This window comes from Curtobacterium sp. MCSS17_016 (assembly GCF_003234255.2).
GTDB lineage: Bacteria > Actinomycetota > Actinomycetes > Actinomycetales > Microbacteriaceae > Curtobacterium > Curtobacterium flaccumfaciens.
Map to the genome: position 1 here is coordinate 2,040,056 of NZ_CP126254.1, position 17,016 is coordinate 2,057,071.

The following is a 17,016-nucleotide window of genomic DNA, read 5'->3' on the forward strand; positions in this document are numbered from 1 at the left end:
TGTTCAACGTACAAGAGGAGTTCCCGTGGACATCGTCATCACCGGCTACGGCGCGGTCTCACCCTTCGGCCACGGCGTCGCACCGCTCTGGGACGCCCTGGTGGCCGGTCGCTCCGGCGTCCGCGCCCTGCACCGCGACGGAGCGCTCTGGGAACAGGTGCCGATCCGGGTCGGGGCCGATGCCGCGCTCGACGCCGAGGGGTCGCTCGGGCGGGTCCGTGCCAATCGCCTGGACCGCAGTCAGCAGCTGGCGCTCGTCGCCGCGGACGAGGCCTGGGCCGACGCCGGTGCCCCCGCGGTGGAGGGCGACCGCCTCGCCGTGGTCATCGGCACCGGGATCGGGGGAGTGGAGACGCTCCTCGACGCCCACGACGTGCTCGGTGCGTCCGGGGCCCGGCGGGTCTCACCGCGCACGGTGCCGATGCTCATGGCGAACGGTGCCGCCGCGCAGATCAGCATCGCCTACGGGGCGCGGGGCGGCGCCTACACGACGGTGTCGGCATGCGCCTCTGGTGCGGAGGCCATCGCCACCGCCGCACGGCTCATCGCCACCGGTGAGGCCGACGTCGTCATCACCGGCGGGACCGAGGCCGCCGTCACCCCGGTGACGATGGCGTCGTTCGCCCAGTCGCAGGCCCTCGCGAAGCCCGACGGCGACGACCCCACGACCCTGTCCCGTCCGTTCGACGCCGACCGCCGCGGTTTCGTCCTCGGCGAGGGCGCCGGCATCGTCGTGCTCGAGCGTGCCGACCACGCCGCCGCCCGCGGGCAGCGGTCGCACGGCACGCTCGCCGGGTGGGGGATCACCTCGGACGCGCACCACATCACCGCACCGCTGGCGGACGGCAGCGAGCAGGAGCGGGCGATGCGCGCCGCGATCCGGATGGCGGGACTCAGCGGTGCCGACGTCGACCACGTGAACGCGCACGCGACCGGTACCCCGGTCGGCGACGTCGGCGAGGCGGCCGCCATCAGCCGTGCGGTGGGGACCGGCGCGCTGGTCACCGCTCCGAAGAGCGCGATCGGGCACATGTTCGGGGCTGCCGGCGCGGTCGAGGCGATCCTGACCCTGCGGGCGCTCGAGACCGGGACCGTGCCACCGACCCTGAACCTCGACCGGCTCGACCCCGCGGTGGACCTCGACGTCGTCTCCGGCACCGCCCGGACCGCGCCGCTCCGTGCCGCGTTGAACAACTCGTTCGGGTTCGGCGGTCAGAACGCGTCGCTGGTGTTCACCGCGGCGTGAGCTCCTGCAGGCCGGTGACCCGGAGCAGGTCGAGCTTCGCGGCGTCCTCGGAGCCCGGCACGACCGTGTAGACGACGATCCGCAGGTCACCGCCGGGGACGCTCAGCACGTCGCAGTCGATCTCCACCGGCCCGACCGGCGTGTGCACGACCTTGCGGCTCGCACGGTGCTCGGCGATCCGGCCGGTCTCCCACCGCCGGGCGAACTCGGGGGACTCCCGCAGCAGCCGTTCGACCAGGTCCGCCAGGTCACGGTCCGCCGGGTAGCGCCCGTACGCCTGCCGCAGGTCGGCGGCGAGGTCGCTCGAGAACTCCTCCTGGTGCTCGTCGTCCCAGTCCACTCCGTCGCGCTCCTGCGTGAAGTGCCGCCAGACCAGGTTGCGATCGAGCCCGACGTACCGCGAGGGGTCGCCGTTCACCGCGGCCCACAACTCGTTCCAGAGCACGATGTCGTGGGTCGCCGTGAACACCGCGAGCGGCACGTCGCCGAGCCGGTCAACCAGCCGCTGCACGCCGGGCGTGATGTGCCGCGGCACGACCTGACGCGACGGCGGGGCGACGCCGGCCACCCGGCACAGGTGGTCCCGCTCCTCGGACGACAGCCGGAGCGCCGTCGCGAGGGCACCGAGCAGCTGCGGCGACGGGTTCGTCGCCCGGCCCTGCTCGAGGCGGACGACGTAGTCGACGCTCACGCCCGCCAGCGCGGCGAGCTCCTCGCGGCGGAGGCCCGGGGTCCGTCTGCCGGGGCCGGCCGGCAGGCCGACCGCCTCGGGACGCACCCGGTCGCGCCAGGAACGCAACACGTTCGCGAACTCGCTCATGTCCACCATCATCGCCCCGCGCCTCCAGTCCGTCCTGGTACTGCCGGTCCCACCGTCGCACCGTGCCTGGGGGAGCCGGGCCGGCGGGGGCAGGCTGGGCGCATGACAACGACACTGATCACCGGGGCCAACCGCAGCCTCGGACTCGAGACCGCACGCCGACTGCTCGAAGCCGGCCACACCGTGTACGCCGGCATGCGCGACCCGGCCAGCGGCGACGACGCCCGCGCACTCGGCGCCCACGTCGTGCAGCTGGACGTCACGGACCAGGCCAGCATCGACGCGGCGATCGCGACCATCCCCGAGCTCGACGTCCTCGTGAACAACGCCGGGATCCTCGGCACCTCGTTCGGGGTCGACGACCTCGACGCGAGCGCCATGGCGACCGTGCTCGACACCAACGTCACCGGCATCGTCCGGGTGACCCAGGCCGCGCTGCCCCTGCTGCGACGTTCGGCGGCACCCGTCATCGTGAACGTCTCGTCGGGGGTGGGGTTCCCGCGCTGGCTGACGACACCGGGACACGACGAGTACGGGGTGCCTGCGGTGCCGTACGCGGCGTCGAAGGCGGCCGTGATCGCGTTGACCGTGCAGTACGCGAAGAACCTGCCCGGGTTCCGGGTGAACGCGAGCGACCCGGGCTACACGGCGACGGAGTTCAACGGGTTCGGCGGACACCAGACGATCACCGAGGGCACCGACGCCACGGTCATGCTCGCGACGATCGGCACCGACGGGCCGACGGGGGAGTTCCACAACCGCGAGGGCCGCATCGAGTACTGAGGGGCAGCGCTGCGTGTGCGACCGCGCCCCGTCAGTCGTGCACGTCGGCGCCGAACCCCGGCCCGGGACGCATCATCCAGCCGTCCGGATCGGGCAGCGGGCGGAACCCGAACCGCTCGTACAGCCGTGGGCATCCGCGGTGAACAGGGCGAAGCGCTTCAGGCCGAGCGGCTCGACCGCCCCGGTCACGCCGCGCACGAGTGCGACCCCGACGCCCCGGCCCCGGGCGTCGGGGTCCACGAACACGTCGGCGAGCCAGCCGAACGTCACGCCGTCGGTGATCACGCGCGCGTAGCCGAGCTGCTCGCCGGTCGTCGCGTCGTACACGCCGAAGTTCCGGGAGCCGGCGATGATCGCCTCCTGCGTCGCCCGGTCACGGCCGCGGGCCCAGTACGACTCCTCGCTGAGCCAGCGGTGCACGCGGTCGACGTCGAGGTCTTCGGGGTCGGCGGAGAAGCGCAGATCGGTCACGTGACGAGTCAACCGGCGGACGCGCCTGCGGCGCAACGGCCGATCGGGGTGCGGTGGACCGCTCGCGTGGTCGGGTGGTCGGGCGGCCGTCGGCCTGGAGGCCCGTGGGGACCCCGGCGGACGGGTCGCCTCGGGCGGTCGGTCGCGCTGGTCCGCCGTCTGCCGTCGGGCGTCAGTCGTCCTTCGTCCTGCGTCCTGCGTCCTGCGTCCTGCGTCTGTCAGGATGGCCGCATGCGCGCTGTCCAGTACGCCCAGTTCGGCTCCGTCCCCTCGATCGTCGACCTGCCGGAACCGGTCGCACCCGACCACGGCGTCGTCGTCCGGGTGGCTGCCACCGGCGTCTGCCGCAGTGACTGGCACGCGTGGAAGGGCCACGACGACTCCGTCCGGCTGCCGCACGTGCCCGGCCACGAGTTCGCCGGCGTTGTCGCGTCGATCGGCACGGGCGTCCAGCGCTTCGCCGTGGGCGACCGGGTGACGGCACCGTTCGTGTTCGCCTGCGGGACCTGCGCCGAGTGCCTCGACGGCGCCACCCAGGTGTGCACCGCCCAGCAGCAGCCCGGGTTCGACCTGCAGGGCTCGTACGCGGACTCCCTGGTCGTCCCGCACGCCGACCTGAACCTCGTCGCGCTGCCCGACGCCGTGGACTTCGCGGTGGCGGCAGCGCTCGGCTGCCGATTCGGCACCGCGTTCCACGCCCTGCACGCCCGAGGGCGCGTCGCCGCAGGGGAGTGGGTCGTGGTCTACGGCTGCGGGGGAGTCGGGCTCTCCGCGGTCATGGTCGCCGTTGCCGCCGGCGCGCACGTCGTCGCCGTCGACGTCTCCGCGGCAGCACTCGAACGCGCCGCTGCCCTGGGCGCCGACACCGTGCTGATGGACGACGATGCCGTCACGACGGTCCGATCCCGCACGGGAGGCGGAGCGCACGTCTCGCTCGACGCCTACGGCAGCCGTGCCACCTCCGTCGCCGCCGTGGCGTCCCTGCGTCCGCGCGGCCGGCACGTGCAGGTCGGGCTGCTCCTCGACGACGAAGCCGCTCCGGCGATCCCGATGGGCCGGGTCATCGCGGACGAACTCGAACTGCTCGGCAGCCACGGCGCAGCGGTCGGAGAGTACGGCGCGATGCTCGACGCCGTCGTGGCTGGGCGGCTGCGTCCAGAGCAGACGATCGGCCGCACGATCGGCTTCGACGATCTGCCCGAGGCGCTCGTCGCGATGGACCGACCGGCAACGTCGTCGGGGATGACCGTGGCGGTGTTCTGAGGCTCGAGCGTCCCGTCAGCCCTCGGTCCGCGCGTCGGCGCCCCGGCGGATGCGGAGCACGACCGCACCGATGACGAGCACTGCCAGGATCCCGACGACCCCGAACAGGAGTGCCGGGCCGCCATGGCCGTGCGCGTGCGTTCCGGCACCCGTGTTCGGTGCGGCTCCCGCTGCCGCTGCCGTCGGTTCCAAGGACGATGTGGGCGCGGCCGTCGGGCTCGTCGTCGTGGGTGGAACGGTCGGAGATGCGGCCGTTTCCACCCAGAACGCGAGCTGCCCCTCGATCGGATGGCCGTCAGGGGAGACGTACCGCCAGACGAGGGTGTGCGGGCCGGGGGAGAGCGACACCGCCTTGGACATCGAGGTGCCGTCGACGGCCACCGCTCCGGAGGACTCGTCGGTCCCGCCGTCGTCCCGGACCTCGATGCGCAGACCGGCTTCGAGCCCGGCAAGCGGCGCCTCGCTGAAGGTGAGCGTCACTCGCTCAAGGTCGGCAGCCACGGTGGCGCCGTCCGCCGGATCACTCGATGTCAGTGCTGCGTGCGCCGATGCGGGTGTCGTGCCGATCAGCACGAGGAACGCGGACAGGGCGACGGCGAGCAGGACCCGGGGTGTCACGGTTCGTGAACGGCGTCGGTCATCTCGGTGATCGTGCACGCGTCCACGCTAGGGAAGTGATGTCGAGCGTCCCGTCAGCCGAGCGGGCAGGGCAGGAACGCCTGAGTCGACATAAGCCTGAGTTGACATAATATACATTATCGGCGCCTCGCCGGAAGTGCTTCGTGAGCAGAAGAGGTCGAGTCCGCTGCACGGACTCGACCTCTTCTGCTCACTGGATGACGACGGCGTCAGTCGGCGGGCTTCGTCGGGACGTCGTCGGCGTCGATCTCGAGCGCTGCCGGCTCGCCGCCCTGTTCCTCCAGGGTGTCCTGGTCGGTGTCGGGCTGCTCCGGCGACTCGCTCTGGGTGGTCTCTTCGGCTGGGTCAGGCTGGCTGTAGCTCATGCGCCGGACGGTACGCCCGCGTTCCTGAACAGCCGCAAGCTCGGCGCCCGAGACGCTTGCTGAGCAGCAATGGTCGAGTCCATCCGCTGGACTCGACAATTACTGCTCACGATGCGGGCCCGCCAGGCGGGCTCTGGCTCACGCCTGGGTCAGGAAGACCGCGGTGGCGATGTAGCCGATGATCCCGACGACGATGGCGACGATCGACAGGATGATGCCCGCGAGGATCATTCCCCGGCTGCCACCGCGCTTCCGCGCGAGGATGCCGAGCACCAGACCGACGATGCCCGCCACCACACCGATGATGGCGATGAAGATGCCGCCGACGGTCCCGATGATGCCGAGCACCAGGGAGACGATGGCGAAGGTGTTCGACTGCGCGGGCGCGTTGCCGGGGTTGGACATGGTGGAGCTCCTTCTGGTCAGGACGCCGATCCAGGCCGGGTAGCCGATCGTGAGCGTCAGTCAGAACGGTAGTCCTCACACACGGCTGGCGCCCAGATTCGCCGTCCGAGCCTGTCCCCCGGCTCAGGCTCCGACGTACGCAGCCAAGTGCTGGCCGGTCAGCGTCGACCGCGTCGCCACGAGTGCAGCGGGCGTCCCCTCGAACACGATCCGTCCACCGTCGTGCCCGGCACCCGGCCCGAGGTCGATGATCCAGTCAGCGTGCGCCATGACGGCCTGGTGGTGCTCGATCACGACGACCGTCCGGCCGGCGTCGACGAGCCGGTCGAGCAGGCCGAGCAGCTGCTCGACGTCGGCCAGGTGCAGGCCCGCGGTCGGCTCGTCGAGCACCACCACGCCGCCCCGGTCACCGAGGTGCGTCGCGAGCTTGAGCCGCTGCCGCTCTCCCCCGGACAACGTGGTGAGCGGCTGGCCGATCGTCAGGTACCCGAGCCCCACGTCGGCGAGCCGGGCGAGGATCGTGTGGGCGGCCGGCAGTGCGGACTCCCCCGCCGCGAAGAACGCCAACGCGTCGGCGACGGACATGCCGAGCACCTCGCTGATGTCCTTCCCGCCCAGGTGGTACCCGAGCACGGACTGGTCGAACCGCTTGCCGTCGCACTCGACGCAGGGGCTCGCGACGCCCGCCATCATGCCGAGGTCGGTGTACACGACACCGGCACCGTTGCACGCCGGGCAGGCGCCCTCCGAGTTGGCGCTGAACAGTGCGGGCTTGACGCTGTTGGCCTTCGCGAACGCCTTGCGGATCGGCTCGAGCAGGCCGGTGTACGTCGCCGGGTTGCTCCGCCGTGACCCACGGATGCCGCTCTGGTCGATGGCGACCACGTCGTCGCGCCGGGCCAGCGACCCGTGGATGAGCGTGCTCTTGCCCGAGCCGGCGACCCCCGTCACGACGGTGAGCACCCCGGTGGGGACGTCCACGTCGACGTCGTGCAGGTTGTGGGCCGAAGCGCCGCGGATCGCGATCGCCCCGTCCGGACGACGGACCTCGGACTTCACGGTGACGCGGTCGTCCAGGTGCTGACCGGTCACGGTCCCGCTGGCACGCAGCCCGTCGACGGACCCCTGGTAGCAGAGCGTCCCACCGCCGGAACCGGCACCGGGTCCGAGGTCGACGACGTGGTCGGCGATCGCGATGACCTCGGGTTTGTGCTCGACGACCAGGACGGTGTTGCCCTTGTCGCGCAGCCGGACGAGCAGCTCGTTCATCCGCTCGATGTCGTGCGGGTGCAGCCCCGTGCTCGGCTCGTCGAAGACGTACGTGACGTCACTGAGCGAGGAGCCGAGGTGCTTCACCATCTTCACGCGCTGCCCCTCTCCCCCGGACAGCGTGCCGGTCGGGCGGTCGAGCGACAGGTAGCCGAGTCCGATCTCGACGAAGGACTCGAGCAGGTCGCGGAGCCCCTCGAGCAACGGCCCGACCCCCGGGTCGTCCAGACCCCGCAGCCAGGCGACGGCGTCGGTGATCTGCATCGCGCAGACGTCGGCGATGCTGCGGCCCGCGACCTTCGACGAGCGGGCGGTGTCGTTCAACCGGGTCCCGTCGCAGGCCGGACACGTCGTGAAGGTCACCGCACGGTCGACGAACGCCCGGATGTGCGGCTGCATCGCCTCGCGGTCCTTCTGCAGGAACGAGCGGCGGACCCGGTGCACGAGCCCCTCGTAGGTCATGTTGATGCCGGCGATCTTCTGCTTCGTCGGCTCGCGGTACAGGAAGTCCTGCCGCTCCTGCTCGGTGAAGTCGCGGATCGGGGTGTCCCGGTCGAAGTAGCCCGACTCGGCGTACAGCCGCACGTTCCACCCGTCGGTCCCGTACCCGGGGATCGTGAGCGCGCCGTCCCCGAGCGACTTCGTGTCGTCGAACAGCTGCGTCAGGTCGATGTCGTTCACCAGCCCGCGACCCTCGCAGTCGGCGCACATGCCGCCGAGCCGTGTGAACGAGACCTTCCGGGCCTTCGCGTCCGCCCCCTTCTGCACCGTGATCGCTCCCCCGGCCGTCACGGTGGCGAGGTTGAACGAGAACGCGTTCGGCCCCCCGATGTGCGGCTGACCGAGTCGGCTGAACAGCACGCGCAGCATCGCGTTCGCGTCCGTGGCGGTGCCGACGGTGGAGCGCGGGTCGGCGCCGATGCGCTCCTGGTCGACGACGATCGCGGTGGTCAGGCCGTCCAGCAGGTCGACGTCCGGGCGCGCGAGCGAGGGCATGAACCCCTGCACGAACGCGCTGTAGGTCTCGTTGATCATCCGCTGCGACTCGGCGGCGACGGTGCCGAACACGAGCGAGCTCTTGCCTGAGCCGGAGACCCCCGTGAACACCGTGAGCCGCCGCTTCGGCAGGTCCACGTCGACGTCGCGCAGGTTGTTCGCGCGGGCACCGCGCACCCGGATCCGGTCGTGCCGGTCGGCACGGTGCGCGTCGGCGCCGGTGGGGTCGTCGTCGACCGGATCGGGGTGCATGCGGGTCAGCGTACCGACGGGAGGCCCGTGGCGGGGCCGCCACGGGCCTCCCGTCCGGTCCTGGGTTGGCCATCAGGCCGTGGTGCGGTGTTCAGGCGCCGTGCCGGCGCACCAGGTCCGGCAGCTCGGCGGGTTCGAACTGCTCGTCGGTCGCCTCGAGTTCGTCGGCGGTCCACCACCGCGAGGCGAGGATGTCGACGCGCTCGTCGTCGGTCCACTCGGCGTCCGACAGCTCGAAGCCGGGCGTGCGGACGACGTAGAACTCGGCGTGCCCGCGGTCGTGGTCGGCGAGGTCCCACTCGACCGTGAAGTCCCAGGACCACACCGGCTCGCCGGGTTCGTCGATGACGATCCCGGTCTCCTCGCGCAGCTCGCGGATCGCGGCGTCGCGGTGGGACTCCCCCGGGTCGACACCGCCACCCGGCGTGATCCAGCGGTGGGCTCCGTCCGACGAGGGCGAATTCGTGTCCATCAGGAACACGCGGCCCTCGGGGTCGAGCAGCAGGATGCGGGAGGTGCGGCGCAGGCCGGGCTTGGCGGTCACCCGCCCGACGTTAGCCGACGAAACCGCTGACGTCGCCGACCAGCTTGGTGTGGTCGGCGGGGATCGGCTCGACGGCGGCGAGGGCGATCTCGGCAGCGAACTCGGACACGCTGTAGAGCTTGCCGACCTCCTGCCGACGCCCCTCGATCGCGCCGGGGTTCAGGCGGTTCAGCAGCGTCGCGGTGATCGTGCCCTCGATCATGTCGCCGGAGACGACGACGAACTCGATGCCGGCGGCCTCGAGCTGCGGGATGAGCTCACGGAGGGCGAGTTCTCCGGCGCGCTTGCTCTTGGCGACCGGGACGTACTCGTCCATCGTCTCGGCGGTCTCGACGAAGTGCGCCTGGTGGCTCGTGACGAACACCACGCGGGACCCGGCGGGCATGTGCGGCACGGCGGTCTGCAGCATGTCGACCTGGGCGTCGCGGTTCAGGCGGAGCGCGTAGTCCTCGCCGACGCCGGACTCCATGCCGCCGGAGGCGTTGAGCACGAGCAGGTCGATGCCGCCCCACTCCTGGACGACGGTGTCGACGAGGGCCTGCACGGAGGCGTGCTCGGTGAGGTCGGCTCCGACGGCCAGGGCGGAACCGCCCGCCTCGACGATCTTCTCGGCGATCTGCTCCGCGCGCTTGGCCTTGTTGCGGTAGTTCACGACGACCTTCGCACCGGCCTCGGCGAGGTACCCGACGGTGTCGGCGCCGATGCCACGGGACGAACCGGTGACGACGGCGCGCTTGTCGGTGAGGGATCCGGGGGCGAGGGGGTTGCTCACAGTCGTGTTCTCCAGGTCTGGTTCCGGCCGGTCGGGCGCACCGAGCCTACCAATCGCCTGCACGACCGTCGGACGGCCCTGATATGTTGAACGGAGTTGTACCGGCTGTCGCGACGCAGCGAGCCGCCGCGCGCGACCGAGGGAGGGAGATCGCGTGAACGGAATCGATTGGATCCAGAGCACCGTCTGGATCGGCCTGGTGTTGCTCCTGGGCGTGGTCGAGATCTTCACCCTCGACTTCATCTTCATCATGCTCGCGGCGGGTGCCGCCGGCGGGTTGATCGCCGCACTGCTCGGCGCCCCGTGGTGGCTGTCCGCCATCGTCGCCGCGGTGGCCGCACTCGTGCTGCTGTCGCTCGTCCGACCGCGACTGCTCGTCGCGCTCGGCCGCGGGGCCGACCCGCACCGCACCAACGTCGAGGGGCTCATCGGGCTCGCCGGCACGGTCGCGGTCGCCTTCACCTCCTCCAGTCCTGGTCAGGTGCGCCTGGCCAACGGCGAGACCTGGAGCGCGCGGTTCGCCGCGGGCTCCGTCGACCGCACACCGCCACTCGGCACCCCCGTGGTCGTCGAGTCGATCGAGGGGTCGACCGCGGTCGTGCGCCTCGCAGAAAGGGCCACCTCGTGACCAGCATCTCCCCGGGGACGATCGCACTGCTCGTGCTCGTCCTCGTCGTCGTCATCTTCGTGATCGTCGTCCTGGCGAAGGCGATCCGGATCGTCCCGCAGGCCACCGCGGGCGTCGTCGAACGACTCGGCAAGTACCACAAGACCCTCAACCCGGGCTTGAACCTTCTGGTGCCGTTCATCGACCGCCTGCGGCCGCTGCTCGACATGCGTGAGCAGGTCGTCTCGTTCCCGCCGCAGCCCGTGATCACCGAGGACAACCTGGTCGTCTCGATCGACACGGTCGTCTACTTCCAGGTGACCGACGCCCGTGCCGCGACGTACGAGATCGCGAACTACCTCGGCGCTGTCGAGCAGCTCACCACCACCACGCTCCGCAACGTCGTCGGTGGCCTGAACCTCGAAGAGGCCCTGACCAGCCGCGACAACATCAACGGCCAGCTCCGCGTCGTCCTCGACGAAGCCACGGGCAAGTGGGGCATCCGCGTCGGCCGAGTCGAGCTGAAGGCGATCGAGCCGCCCGTGTCCATCCAGGACGCCATGGAGCAGCAGCTCCGTGCCGAGCGCAGCCGTCGTGCCGCGATCCTGCAGGCCGAGGGCACCAAGCAGTCCCAGATCCTCGAGGCCGAGGGACAGCGACAGGCCGCGATCCTGGCCGCCGAGGGTGACGCCAAGGCACAGGTGCTCCGTGCCGAGGGTGAAGCCCAGGCCATCGCGACCGTGTTCGAGGCCATCCACACCGGCGACCCGGACGAGAAGCTGCTGTCCTACCAGTACCTGCAGACCCTGCCCAAGATCGCCGAGGGCACCTCGAACAAGCTCTGGATGATCCCGAGCGAGTTCACCGAGGCACTGTCCGGCATCGCGAAGGGCTTCAGTGCCAGCCGCGGTGGCGGCGCCGGTCCGGTCGCCGGCGGCGCCGGTGGCACGGACTTCCTGTCCCGCATCTCGAAGCTCGCGAACGAGAGCCTGGCGAACACCGCAGCCGCGGACACCACCATGCCGCGTGCGGACGCCACCGCCGCGGACATCGTCCCCGAGTCCGACCTCGACGCGCGTCTGGCCGAGTCGAACCGCAGTGTCGATGCGCACCTCGCGGCCGCCGACGACGCGACCGCTGAGCAGGTCGGGGACACTCCGCCCACGCCGGGCGACGACGCCTCCGGTCACCGCACCAGCGACGGCTCCGGTCGGCGCTGACGGTCCCGCACCAACGAACGACGACGCCCGCCCCGGGGAACCGGGGCGGGCGTCGTCGTGTGTTCGGTGGTGTCAGGCGCCGCGTCGTGCGCGGAGGACCTGCAGGCGCTCTTCGAGGAGCTCCTCGAGTTCCTCGCGCGAGCGGCGCTCGAGCAGCATGTCCCAGTGGGTGCGGGGTGCCTTCACGTCCTCTTCGGCGACCTCGACGGGGATCCCGTCGTCGCCGAGCAGGCGGCCCTCGCGACCGGAGCGCGGCTCCGACCAGGTCTGGGGGACGTCCGCATCGGCCGAGAAGACGATGTCGAACGTCTCACCCGAATCCGTCTGGTAGACCGCGCGCTTGCGATCTGAGAGCTCGACGCCCTCTTCGCTCTGGAGACTCTGACTCCCGAGCCGCATGCCGCGGAGACTCCGATCAGCCATGTGTGTGCTCCTCTCGCTCGTCTGCCCTCCACAACACTGTCCCACGCCCCATCAATCCCGTACCGGCGCATTCACAGTCCGTTCCCAGTGGCTGGGCGCGGCGTGCCCGATCAGGACCGGGTTCGACGACCCCAGGGAGCGCAGGCGAGGAGCACGAGGAGTCCGCCGAGGGAGAGCAGGAGCGTGATCGAGCCGGACAGGATCGACGCCGGGGTGGTGGACGTGCCGAGCGGCACGTCGGTCACCATCGACGTCGCGGTGTACTCCGGCACCCGGTCGATCGTGCGGCCGCTCGGGTCGATGACCTGCGACGCTCCGACGGTCGAGATGTTCACGAGCGACCGACCGGTCTCGATGGCCCGCATCCGCGCGATCTCGAGCTGCTGCAGGTTCTCGTCGGTGCCCGAGAAGTCGGCGTTGTTCGTCTGCGCGAGGATCACCTGCGCTCCCCCGCGCACCATGTCGGCGGTCAGCCCGTCGTCGACGATGTCGAAGCAGATCGAGATGCCGGCACGGATGCCCGCGACGGAGAGCACGTTCGGCTTCGTCCCCGGCGTGTAGTCGCGCTGCAGCAGACCGATCAGCGACGGTGCGAGCTTGGAGAAGAACCAGCGGTCGGGCACGTACTCGCCGAACGGCACCGGGCGCTTCTTGTCGTAGGACGACTGCCAGCCGTCCGCGGTCCACACGAACGACGTGTTGTGCAGCACCCCCGACGGGGTCTGCGTGATGGCACCCGCGACGATCGGGGCGTCGAGCGAGTCGACCACCGAGTCGAGGGCGGACGCGATGACCGGCTGCTGCCGCGGGTCGTACTCCGCACCGGCCTCGGGCCACACGACGAGGTCGACGCCCTTCGCGTCCACGTCCGTCGCCGCGACCTGCGCGGCCAGGACGTCGCCGGGCTCCGCACGGTCGAAGTACCCTGCGGGACCGTTGCCCTGCACCGCCTCGACCCGGATCGTGCCGCTCGTCGCCGTCGGCCACGCCGGCACGGCCAGCACCGCCGCGACGAGCAGACCCGCCGTCGCCACCCGCACGGGCAGCCGGAGCGTGCCGCCTGGCACGGGGGGTGCCACGAGCGCGAGCGACACCACCACCGCGACGCAGTACACGACGATGAACGTCAGCCCGAGGACGCCGACGTACGCGGCCAGGTGCGTGAACGGCCCCTGCGACTGCGACAGGCCGACGCGCCCCCAGGCGAAACCGCCGTACGGCCAGCTCCCCGAGAACCACTCGCGTCCGGTCCAGAGTGCGGCGACGACGGCCGGGAGGCCCCACACGCGTCCGGCGGTCGAGGGCACCACGCGGGCGACCCAGCGGTACGCCAGGGCGATGGCGACGCTGCCGAGCGCGAAGAACGCGGCTTCGAGCAGGGCGAGTGCGAACCACGGGACCGGGCCCAGGTAGCGACCGGCCCACGAGATGGCCGGGATCCAGAACGCCGCGCCCGCGAGGTAACCGATCCACGCCGCACGCCGCGCCCGCTGCCCCATCACCGCGAGCAGCATGCAGGCGAGTGCCGGGTAGGCGAGGAACCACCACCCGGGCGACGGGAACGCGAGCGCGAAGAGGATCCCGCCGATGACGGCCAACGGCAGCGCGGTGCCCAGCGGCAACGCGGCGAACGGACCGGTCGCGACCGCCCCGCGGCCGACGCGAGCGGGCAGCCCGCGCACACTGGTCTCCGGAACCGGCACCGGGCCTCCCGTCAGACCGCCGCGTAGGCGACGATGCCGCGGCGAACCGCGTCCGTCGCCCGTCGGGCGGTCTGGGCGAGTTCGTCGTCGCCGGCGTTCCGGATCTGGTCGAGCAGGTCGATGACCTGCTTCGACCAGCGCACGAAGTCGCCGGCCGGCAGGTCGAGGGTGCGGAGGACGTCGTCGAGGGCCGAGCCCGAGGCCCAGCGGAACATGCCGACGGCCATCGCGGGGGTCGGCGGCTGCGAACCGGCCAGGCGCGCCGCACGCTCGATGTCGTCCAGGCGCGACCAGATGGTCAGTGTCTCGTCGAGCGCGGGGCGGAACGCACCGCGGGGCAGGGCATGCTCGGTGCCGGGCGCGTCCTCGCGGCGGGGCTGGTAGATGATCGTCGCGGCCATGGCGGCGAGCTGTGCCGGGGTGAGGTCCTTCCAGACCCCCGCCTCGAGGCACTCGGCGACCAGCAGGTCGCGGTCGCCGTAGATGCGCTGCAGGCGACGGCCACCCGCGGCCACCGTGGCTTCACCGTTGCCGGCGTCCACCAGGTAGCCGAGCTCGAGCAGGACCTCGGTGACACGGTCGAACGTCGTGGCGACGGCGCCCGTGCGGGACCGGATCTGCTGGACGAGCTTGTCGTTGGCGCGCTTGAGCTTCCACCAGCGCTCGGACCAGCGGGCGTGGGCCTCGCGCTCCGGGCAGGCGTGGCAGGGGTGGCGCTGCAGCTGGCGGCGGACCGCCGTGATCGCGGCCTGGCGTTCCTGGCGGGCGCCGTGCGACGCCTCGCGGCCGCCGGGCACGTTCGTGCGCTCGAGGTCGGAGAGCTCACGGCGGAGTGCCGAGTACTCGGTGAAGTCGCCGAGGTGGCACTGCATCGCCTCGCGGTAGCCGTCGAGGGATTCCTGCTGCGAGCGGACCTTGCGGGCGAGGTCGACCACCGACCGGTCGGCCTGGAACTGGGCGAACGACGTCTCGAGGACCTCGCGCGTGCGCTGCCGGCCGAACTGGTCGATCAGGTTGACGGCCATGTTGTACGTCGGCTTGAACGACGAGTTGAGCGGGTACGTGCGGCGGCTGGCCAGCGACGCGACGGCCTGCGGGTCGAGTCCGTCGGTCCACTGGATGACCGAGTGCCCCTCGACGTCGATGCCACGACGACCGGCACGACCGGTGAGCTGCGTGTACTCCCCCGGGGTGATCGGCACACGGGCTTCGCCGTTGAACTTCTCGAGCTTCTCGAGCACGACGGTGCGCGCCGGCATGTTCACGCCGAGCGCCAGGGTCTCGGTGGCGAACACGACCTTCAGGAGCTTGCGCTGGAAGAGGTTCTCGACGACCTCCTTGAAGGCGGGGAGCAGGCCGGCGTGGTGCGCCGCGACCCCGCGCTCGAGCCCCTCGAGCCACTCCCAGTAGCCGAGGACGGCCAGGTCTTCGTCGAGCAGGGTGCGGCAGTGGTACTCCGCCGTCTCGCGGATCTCGTTGCGCTCCTGCACCGTCGTCAGGGACAGGCCCGAGCGCAGGACGTTGCGGACGCCCTGGTCGCAGCCGTTGCGGCTGAACACGAAGAAGATCGCGGGCAGGAGCATCCGCTCGTCGAGCATGTGCGCGATCTGTTCGCGGTGCACCTTCTCGGTGCGGGGCCCGCGACGCTCGGGGTAGCCACCACGACCGCGCCGGCCGCGGTGGCCGCCGCCGTTCCGCTCGCTCCGGGAACCGCCGCCGACCATGCGGAGCAGTTCCGGGTTCACGCGGTTCGTCGCCGCGGCACCGCTCGAGTCGAACAGGTCGACCATCTTCGAACCGACCAGGACGTGCTGCTCGAGCGGCACCGGACGGTCTTCGGAGACGATGACGTCCGTGTCGCCGCGGACGGTCTGCAGCCAGTCGCCGAACTCCTCGGCGTTGGACACCGTGGCGCTGAGCGAGACCAGGCGGACCTCGGTCGGGAGGTGTAGGATGACCTCTTCCCACACGGCACCGCGGAACCGGTCGGCGAGGTAGTGCACCTCGTCGAGGATCACCCAGGCGAGGTCGTCGAGCAGGTCCGAGTCGGCGTAGATCATGTTCCGGAGCACTTCGGTCGTCATCACGACGACGCGGGCGCGGGGGTTCACGTTCGTGTCGCCGGTGAGCAGCCCGACCTCGGACTCGCCGTAGACGTCGACGAGCTCGGCGTACTTCTGGTTGCTCAGTGCCTTCATCGGCGTCGTGTAGAAGACCTTCGCCGTCGGCTGGCGCATGGCGAGCCAGATGGCGAACTCGGCCACGATGGTCTTGCCGGCTCCGGTCGGGGCGGCGACCAGGACGCTGCGGCCCTGGTCGAGCGAGTCGCAGGCGGCGAACTGGAACGGGTCGAGATCGAACCGCAGGTCGGTCCGGAACAGCTCGAGGTTGCGCGACCGGTTGCGAACCTTGGCCGCGGCGAACCGCTCGGCCGCACTCGTGCCACTCACAGGTCGTACTCCTCGTCGAGCTTCGCTTGGCGCTTCGCCAGACGGCGGTCGTGGATCCACGCGATGAAGCAGGCCGCGACGTACAGCACGGTCATCGGGACGGCCAGCAGGAACATCGAGATGACGTCGGCGCTCGGGGTGACGATGGCGCAGAACACCAGGATGCAGAGGATCGCGACGCGCCAGCTCTTGATGATCGCGGCAGCCGACAGCACCCCGACGAAGTTCAGCAGCACGATGAAGACCGGCAGCACGAACGCGATGCCGACCGCGACGATGAGCTTGATGACGAAGTCGTAGTACGCCTTCGCATCGACGATCGAGGTGTCCTGGCTCGACACGAAGCTGCCGAGGATGCCGACCACGTGCGGCAGGATGTACCACCCGAAGTAGCACCCGGCGAAGAACAACGGGATCGCGGTGCCGAGGAAGCCCCAGACGTACTGCCGCTCGCGCCGGACGAGCGCGGGCACGATGAACGCCCAGATCTGGTACAGCCAGACCGGGCTCGCGATGACGACGCCGATGGTGATCGCGATCTGCAGCTTCAGGTCGAACGCCCCGGTGATCATCGGGAAGTTCAGCTCGGCCGTGTGTCCGCCGACCTTGGCGAGCTCGGTCACCGGTGCCCGGAGCGCGTCGAGCACCCACGGGGTGAGGAACCAGCCGCCGATCGCACCGACGACGATCGCCACGACTGCGCGGAAGAGACGGTTGCGCAGCTCGATGAGGTGCTGCCCGAGCGACATGCGGCCTTCGGCGTCGGTCTTCTGGCGCCCCTGCCGCTT

At 71.1% G+C, this 17,016-nt stretch carries 17 protein-coding genes; 5 read left to right on the forward strand and 12 right to left on the reverse strand.

The window, feature by feature from the left end; translation table 11 throughout:
- Positions 1 to 25: 25 nt before the first annotated feature.
- On the forward strand, positions 26 to 1,246 hold the full coding sequence (locus DEJ19_RS09715; protein WP_111232708.1) for a beta-ketoacyl-[acyl-carrier-protein] synthase family protein: 1,221 nt from the start codon (positions 26 to 28) through the stop codon (positions 1,244 to 1,246).
- On the opposite strand, the gene DEJ19_RS09720 is transcribed toward DEJ19_RS09715, so the two are convergent.
- Positions 1,233 to 2,066 (reverse strand): helix-turn-helix domain-containing protein, encoded by an 834-nt coding sequence (locus DEJ19_RS09720; protein WP_181440244.1) that lies wholly within the window; start codon positions 2,064 to 2,066, stop codon positions 1,233 to 1,235. The two genes, DEJ19_RS09715 and DEJ19_RS09720, sit on opposite strands and share 14 nt — an antisense overlap.
- 102 nt (positions 2,067 to 2,168) lie before the next feature.
- On the opposite strand from DEJ19_RS09720, the gene DEJ19_RS09725 reads away from it, so the two are divergent.
- Complete coding sequence (locus tag DEJ19_RS09725) at positions 2,169 to 2,849, forward strand: SDR family NAD(P)-dependent oxidoreductase (RefSeq protein ID WP_071403827.1); 681 nt, start codon at positions 2,169 to 2,171, stop codon at positions 2,847 to 2,849.
- A 72-nt stretch (positions 2,850 to 2,921) separates the two neighbouring features.
- Here the strand turns inward: DEJ19_RS09725 and DEJ19_RS09730 are convergent, their stop codons facing one another.
- Positions 2,922 to 3,320 (reverse strand): GNAT family N-acetyltransferase, encoded by a 399-nt coding sequence (locus DEJ19_RS09730; protein WP_349775270.1) that lies wholly within the window; start codon positions 3,318 to 3,320, stop codon positions 2,922 to 2,924.
- Positions 3,321 to 3,551: 231 nt separating this feature from the next.
- On the opposite strand from DEJ19_RS09730, the gene DEJ19_RS09735 reads away from it, so the two are divergent.
- A complete protein-coding gene (locus DEJ19_RS09735; RefSeq protein ID WP_111232707.1) occupies positions 3,552 to 4,583 on the forward strand; it encodes an alcohol dehydrogenase catalytic domain-containing protein in 1,032 nt (343 codons plus the stop codon).
- Between the two features lie 15 nt (positions 4,584 to 4,598).
- Here DEJ19_RS09735 and DEJ19_RS09740 read toward each other — a convergent pair whose 3' ends face one another.
- The 6 genes from DEJ19_RS09740 to DEJ19_RS09765 all read right to left on the reverse strand — a co-directional run bounded on the left by DEJ19_RS09740 (position 4,599) and on the right by DEJ19_RS09765 (position 9,825).
- A complete protein-coding gene (locus tag DEJ19_RS09740; protein ID WP_111232706.1) occupies positions 4,599 to 5,240 on the reverse strand; it encodes a copper resistance CopC family protein in 642 nt (213 codons plus the stop codon).
- A gap of 191 nt (positions 5,241 to 5,431) precedes the next feature.
- Positions 5,432 to 5,587, reverse strand: a complete 156-nt coding sequence (locus tag DEJ19_RS09745) for a hypothetical protein (protein WP_163343611.1) — start codon at positions 5,585 to 5,587, stop codon at positions 5,432 to 5,434.
- Positions 5,588 to 5,725: 138 nt separating this feature from the next.
- On the reverse strand, positions 5,726 to 5,992 hold the full coding sequence (locus DEJ19_RS09750) for a DUF4190 domain-containing protein (protein ID WP_111232705.1): 267 nt from the start codon (positions 5,990 to 5,992) through the stop codon (positions 5,726 to 5,728).
- Between the two features lie 123 nt (positions 5,993 to 6,115).
- A complete protein-coding gene (locus DEJ19_RS09755; protein WP_111232704.1) occupies positions 6,116 to 8,509 on the reverse strand; it encodes an ATP-binding cassette domain-containing protein in 2,394 nt (797 codons plus the stop codon).
- Positions 8,510 to 8,600: 91 nt separating this feature from the next.
- Positions 8,601 to 9,053, reverse strand: coding sequence for an NUDIX hydrolase (locus DEJ19_RS09760; protein ID WP_111232703.1), 453 nt, complete (start codon positions 9,051 to 9,053; stop codon positions 8,601 to 8,603).
- 10 nt (positions 9,054 to 9,063) lie between these two features.
- Entirely contained in the window at positions 9,064 to 9,825 is a 762-nt protein-coding gene (locus DEJ19_RS09765; RefSeq protein WP_027465633.1) for an SDR family oxidoreductase, read from the reverse strand.
- 154 nt (positions 9,826 to 9,979) lie between these two features.
- On the opposite strand from DEJ19_RS09765, the gene DEJ19_RS09770 reads away from it, so the two are divergent.
- Both DEJ19_RS09770 and DEJ19_RS09775 read left to right on the forward strand, forming a co-directional pair.
- The gene (locus DEJ19_RS09770) at positions 9,980 to 10,453 is read left to right on the forward strand and encodes an NfeD family protein (protein WP_110863722.1); all 474 of its coding nucleotides are present in this window, start codon (positions 9,980 to 9,982) and stop codon (positions 10,451 to 10,453) included.
- A complete protein-coding gene (locus DEJ19_RS09775; protein WP_110863721.1) occupies positions 10,450 to 11,652 on the forward strand; it encodes an SPFH domain-containing protein in 1,203 nt (400 codons plus the stop codon). Before DEJ19_RS09770 ends, DEJ19_RS09775 begins: the two co-directional genes overlap by 4 nt.
- 72 nt (positions 11,653 to 11,724) lie before the next feature.
- On the opposite strand, the gene DEJ19_RS09780 is transcribed toward DEJ19_RS09775, so the two are convergent.
- The 4 genes from DEJ19_RS09780 to tatC form a co-directional block, all read right to left on the reverse strand.
- Positions 11,725 to 12,075, reverse strand: a complete 351-nt coding sequence (locus DEJ19_RS09780) for an RNA polymerase-binding protein RbpA (protein WP_027465636.1) — start codon at positions 12,073 to 12,075, stop codon at positions 11,725 to 11,727.
- A 110-nt stretch (positions 12,076 to 12,185) separates the two neighbouring features.
- Positions 12,186 to 13,778, reverse strand: coding sequence for an apolipoprotein N-acyltransferase (gene lnt, locus DEJ19_RS09785; RefSeq protein WP_258377351.1), 1,593 nt, complete (start codon positions 13,776 to 13,778; stop codon positions 12,186 to 12,188).
- 11 nt (positions 13,779 to 13,789) lie between these two features.
- Positions 13,790 to 16,228 carry a DEAD/DEAH box helicase gene (locus tag DEJ19_RS09790; RefSeq protein ID WP_111232701.1) on the reverse strand — a complete coding sequence of 813 codons (2,439 nt, stop codon included), beginning with the start codon at positions 16,226 to 16,228 and terminating at the stop codon, positions 13,790 to 13,792.
- Complete coding sequence (gene tatC / locus DEJ19_RS09795; protein WP_111232818.1) at positions 16,225 to 16,977, reverse strand: twin-arginine translocase subunit TatC; 753 nt, start codon at positions 16,975 to 16,977, stop codon at positions 16,225 to 16,227. Before tatC ends, DEJ19_RS09790 begins: the two co-directional genes overlap by 4 nt.
- Between the last annotated feature and the right edge of the window lie 39 nt (positions 16,978 to 17,016).

Coding starts and splice junctions, on each gene's coding strand:
- DEJ19_RS09720 (WP_181440244.1), bottom strand. CDS start 2,066: ATGAGCGAGTTCGCGAACGTGTTGCGTTCCTGGCGCGACCGGGTGCGT.
- DEJ19_RS09725 (WP_071403827.1), top strand. CDS start 2,169: ATGACAACGACACTGATCACCGGGGCCAACCGCAGCCTCGGACTCGAG.
- DEJ19_RS09735 (WP_111232707.1), top strand. CDS start 3,552: ATGCGCGCTGTCCAGTACGCCCAGTTCGGCTCCGTCCCCTCGATCGTC.
- DEJ19_RS09745 (WP_163343611.1), bottom strand. CDS start 5,587: ATGAGCTACAGCCAGCCTGACCCAGCCGAAGAGACCACCCAGAGCGAG.
- DEJ19_RS09750 (WP_111232705.1), bottom strand. CDS start 5,992: ATGTCCAACCCCGGCAACGCGCCCGCGCAGTCGAACACCTTCGCCATC.
- DEJ19_RS09755 (WP_111232704.1), bottom strand. CDS start 8,509: ATGCACCCCGATCCGGTCGACGACGACCCCACCGGCGCCGACGCGCAC.
- DEJ19_RS09780 (WP_027465636.1), bottom strand. CDS start 12,075: ATGGCTGATCGGAGTCTCCGCGGCATGCGGCTCGGGAGTCAGAGTCTC.
- tatC (WP_111232818.1), bottom strand. CDS start 16,977: ATGTCGCTCGGGCAGCACCTCATCGAGCTGCGCAACCGTCTCTTCCGC.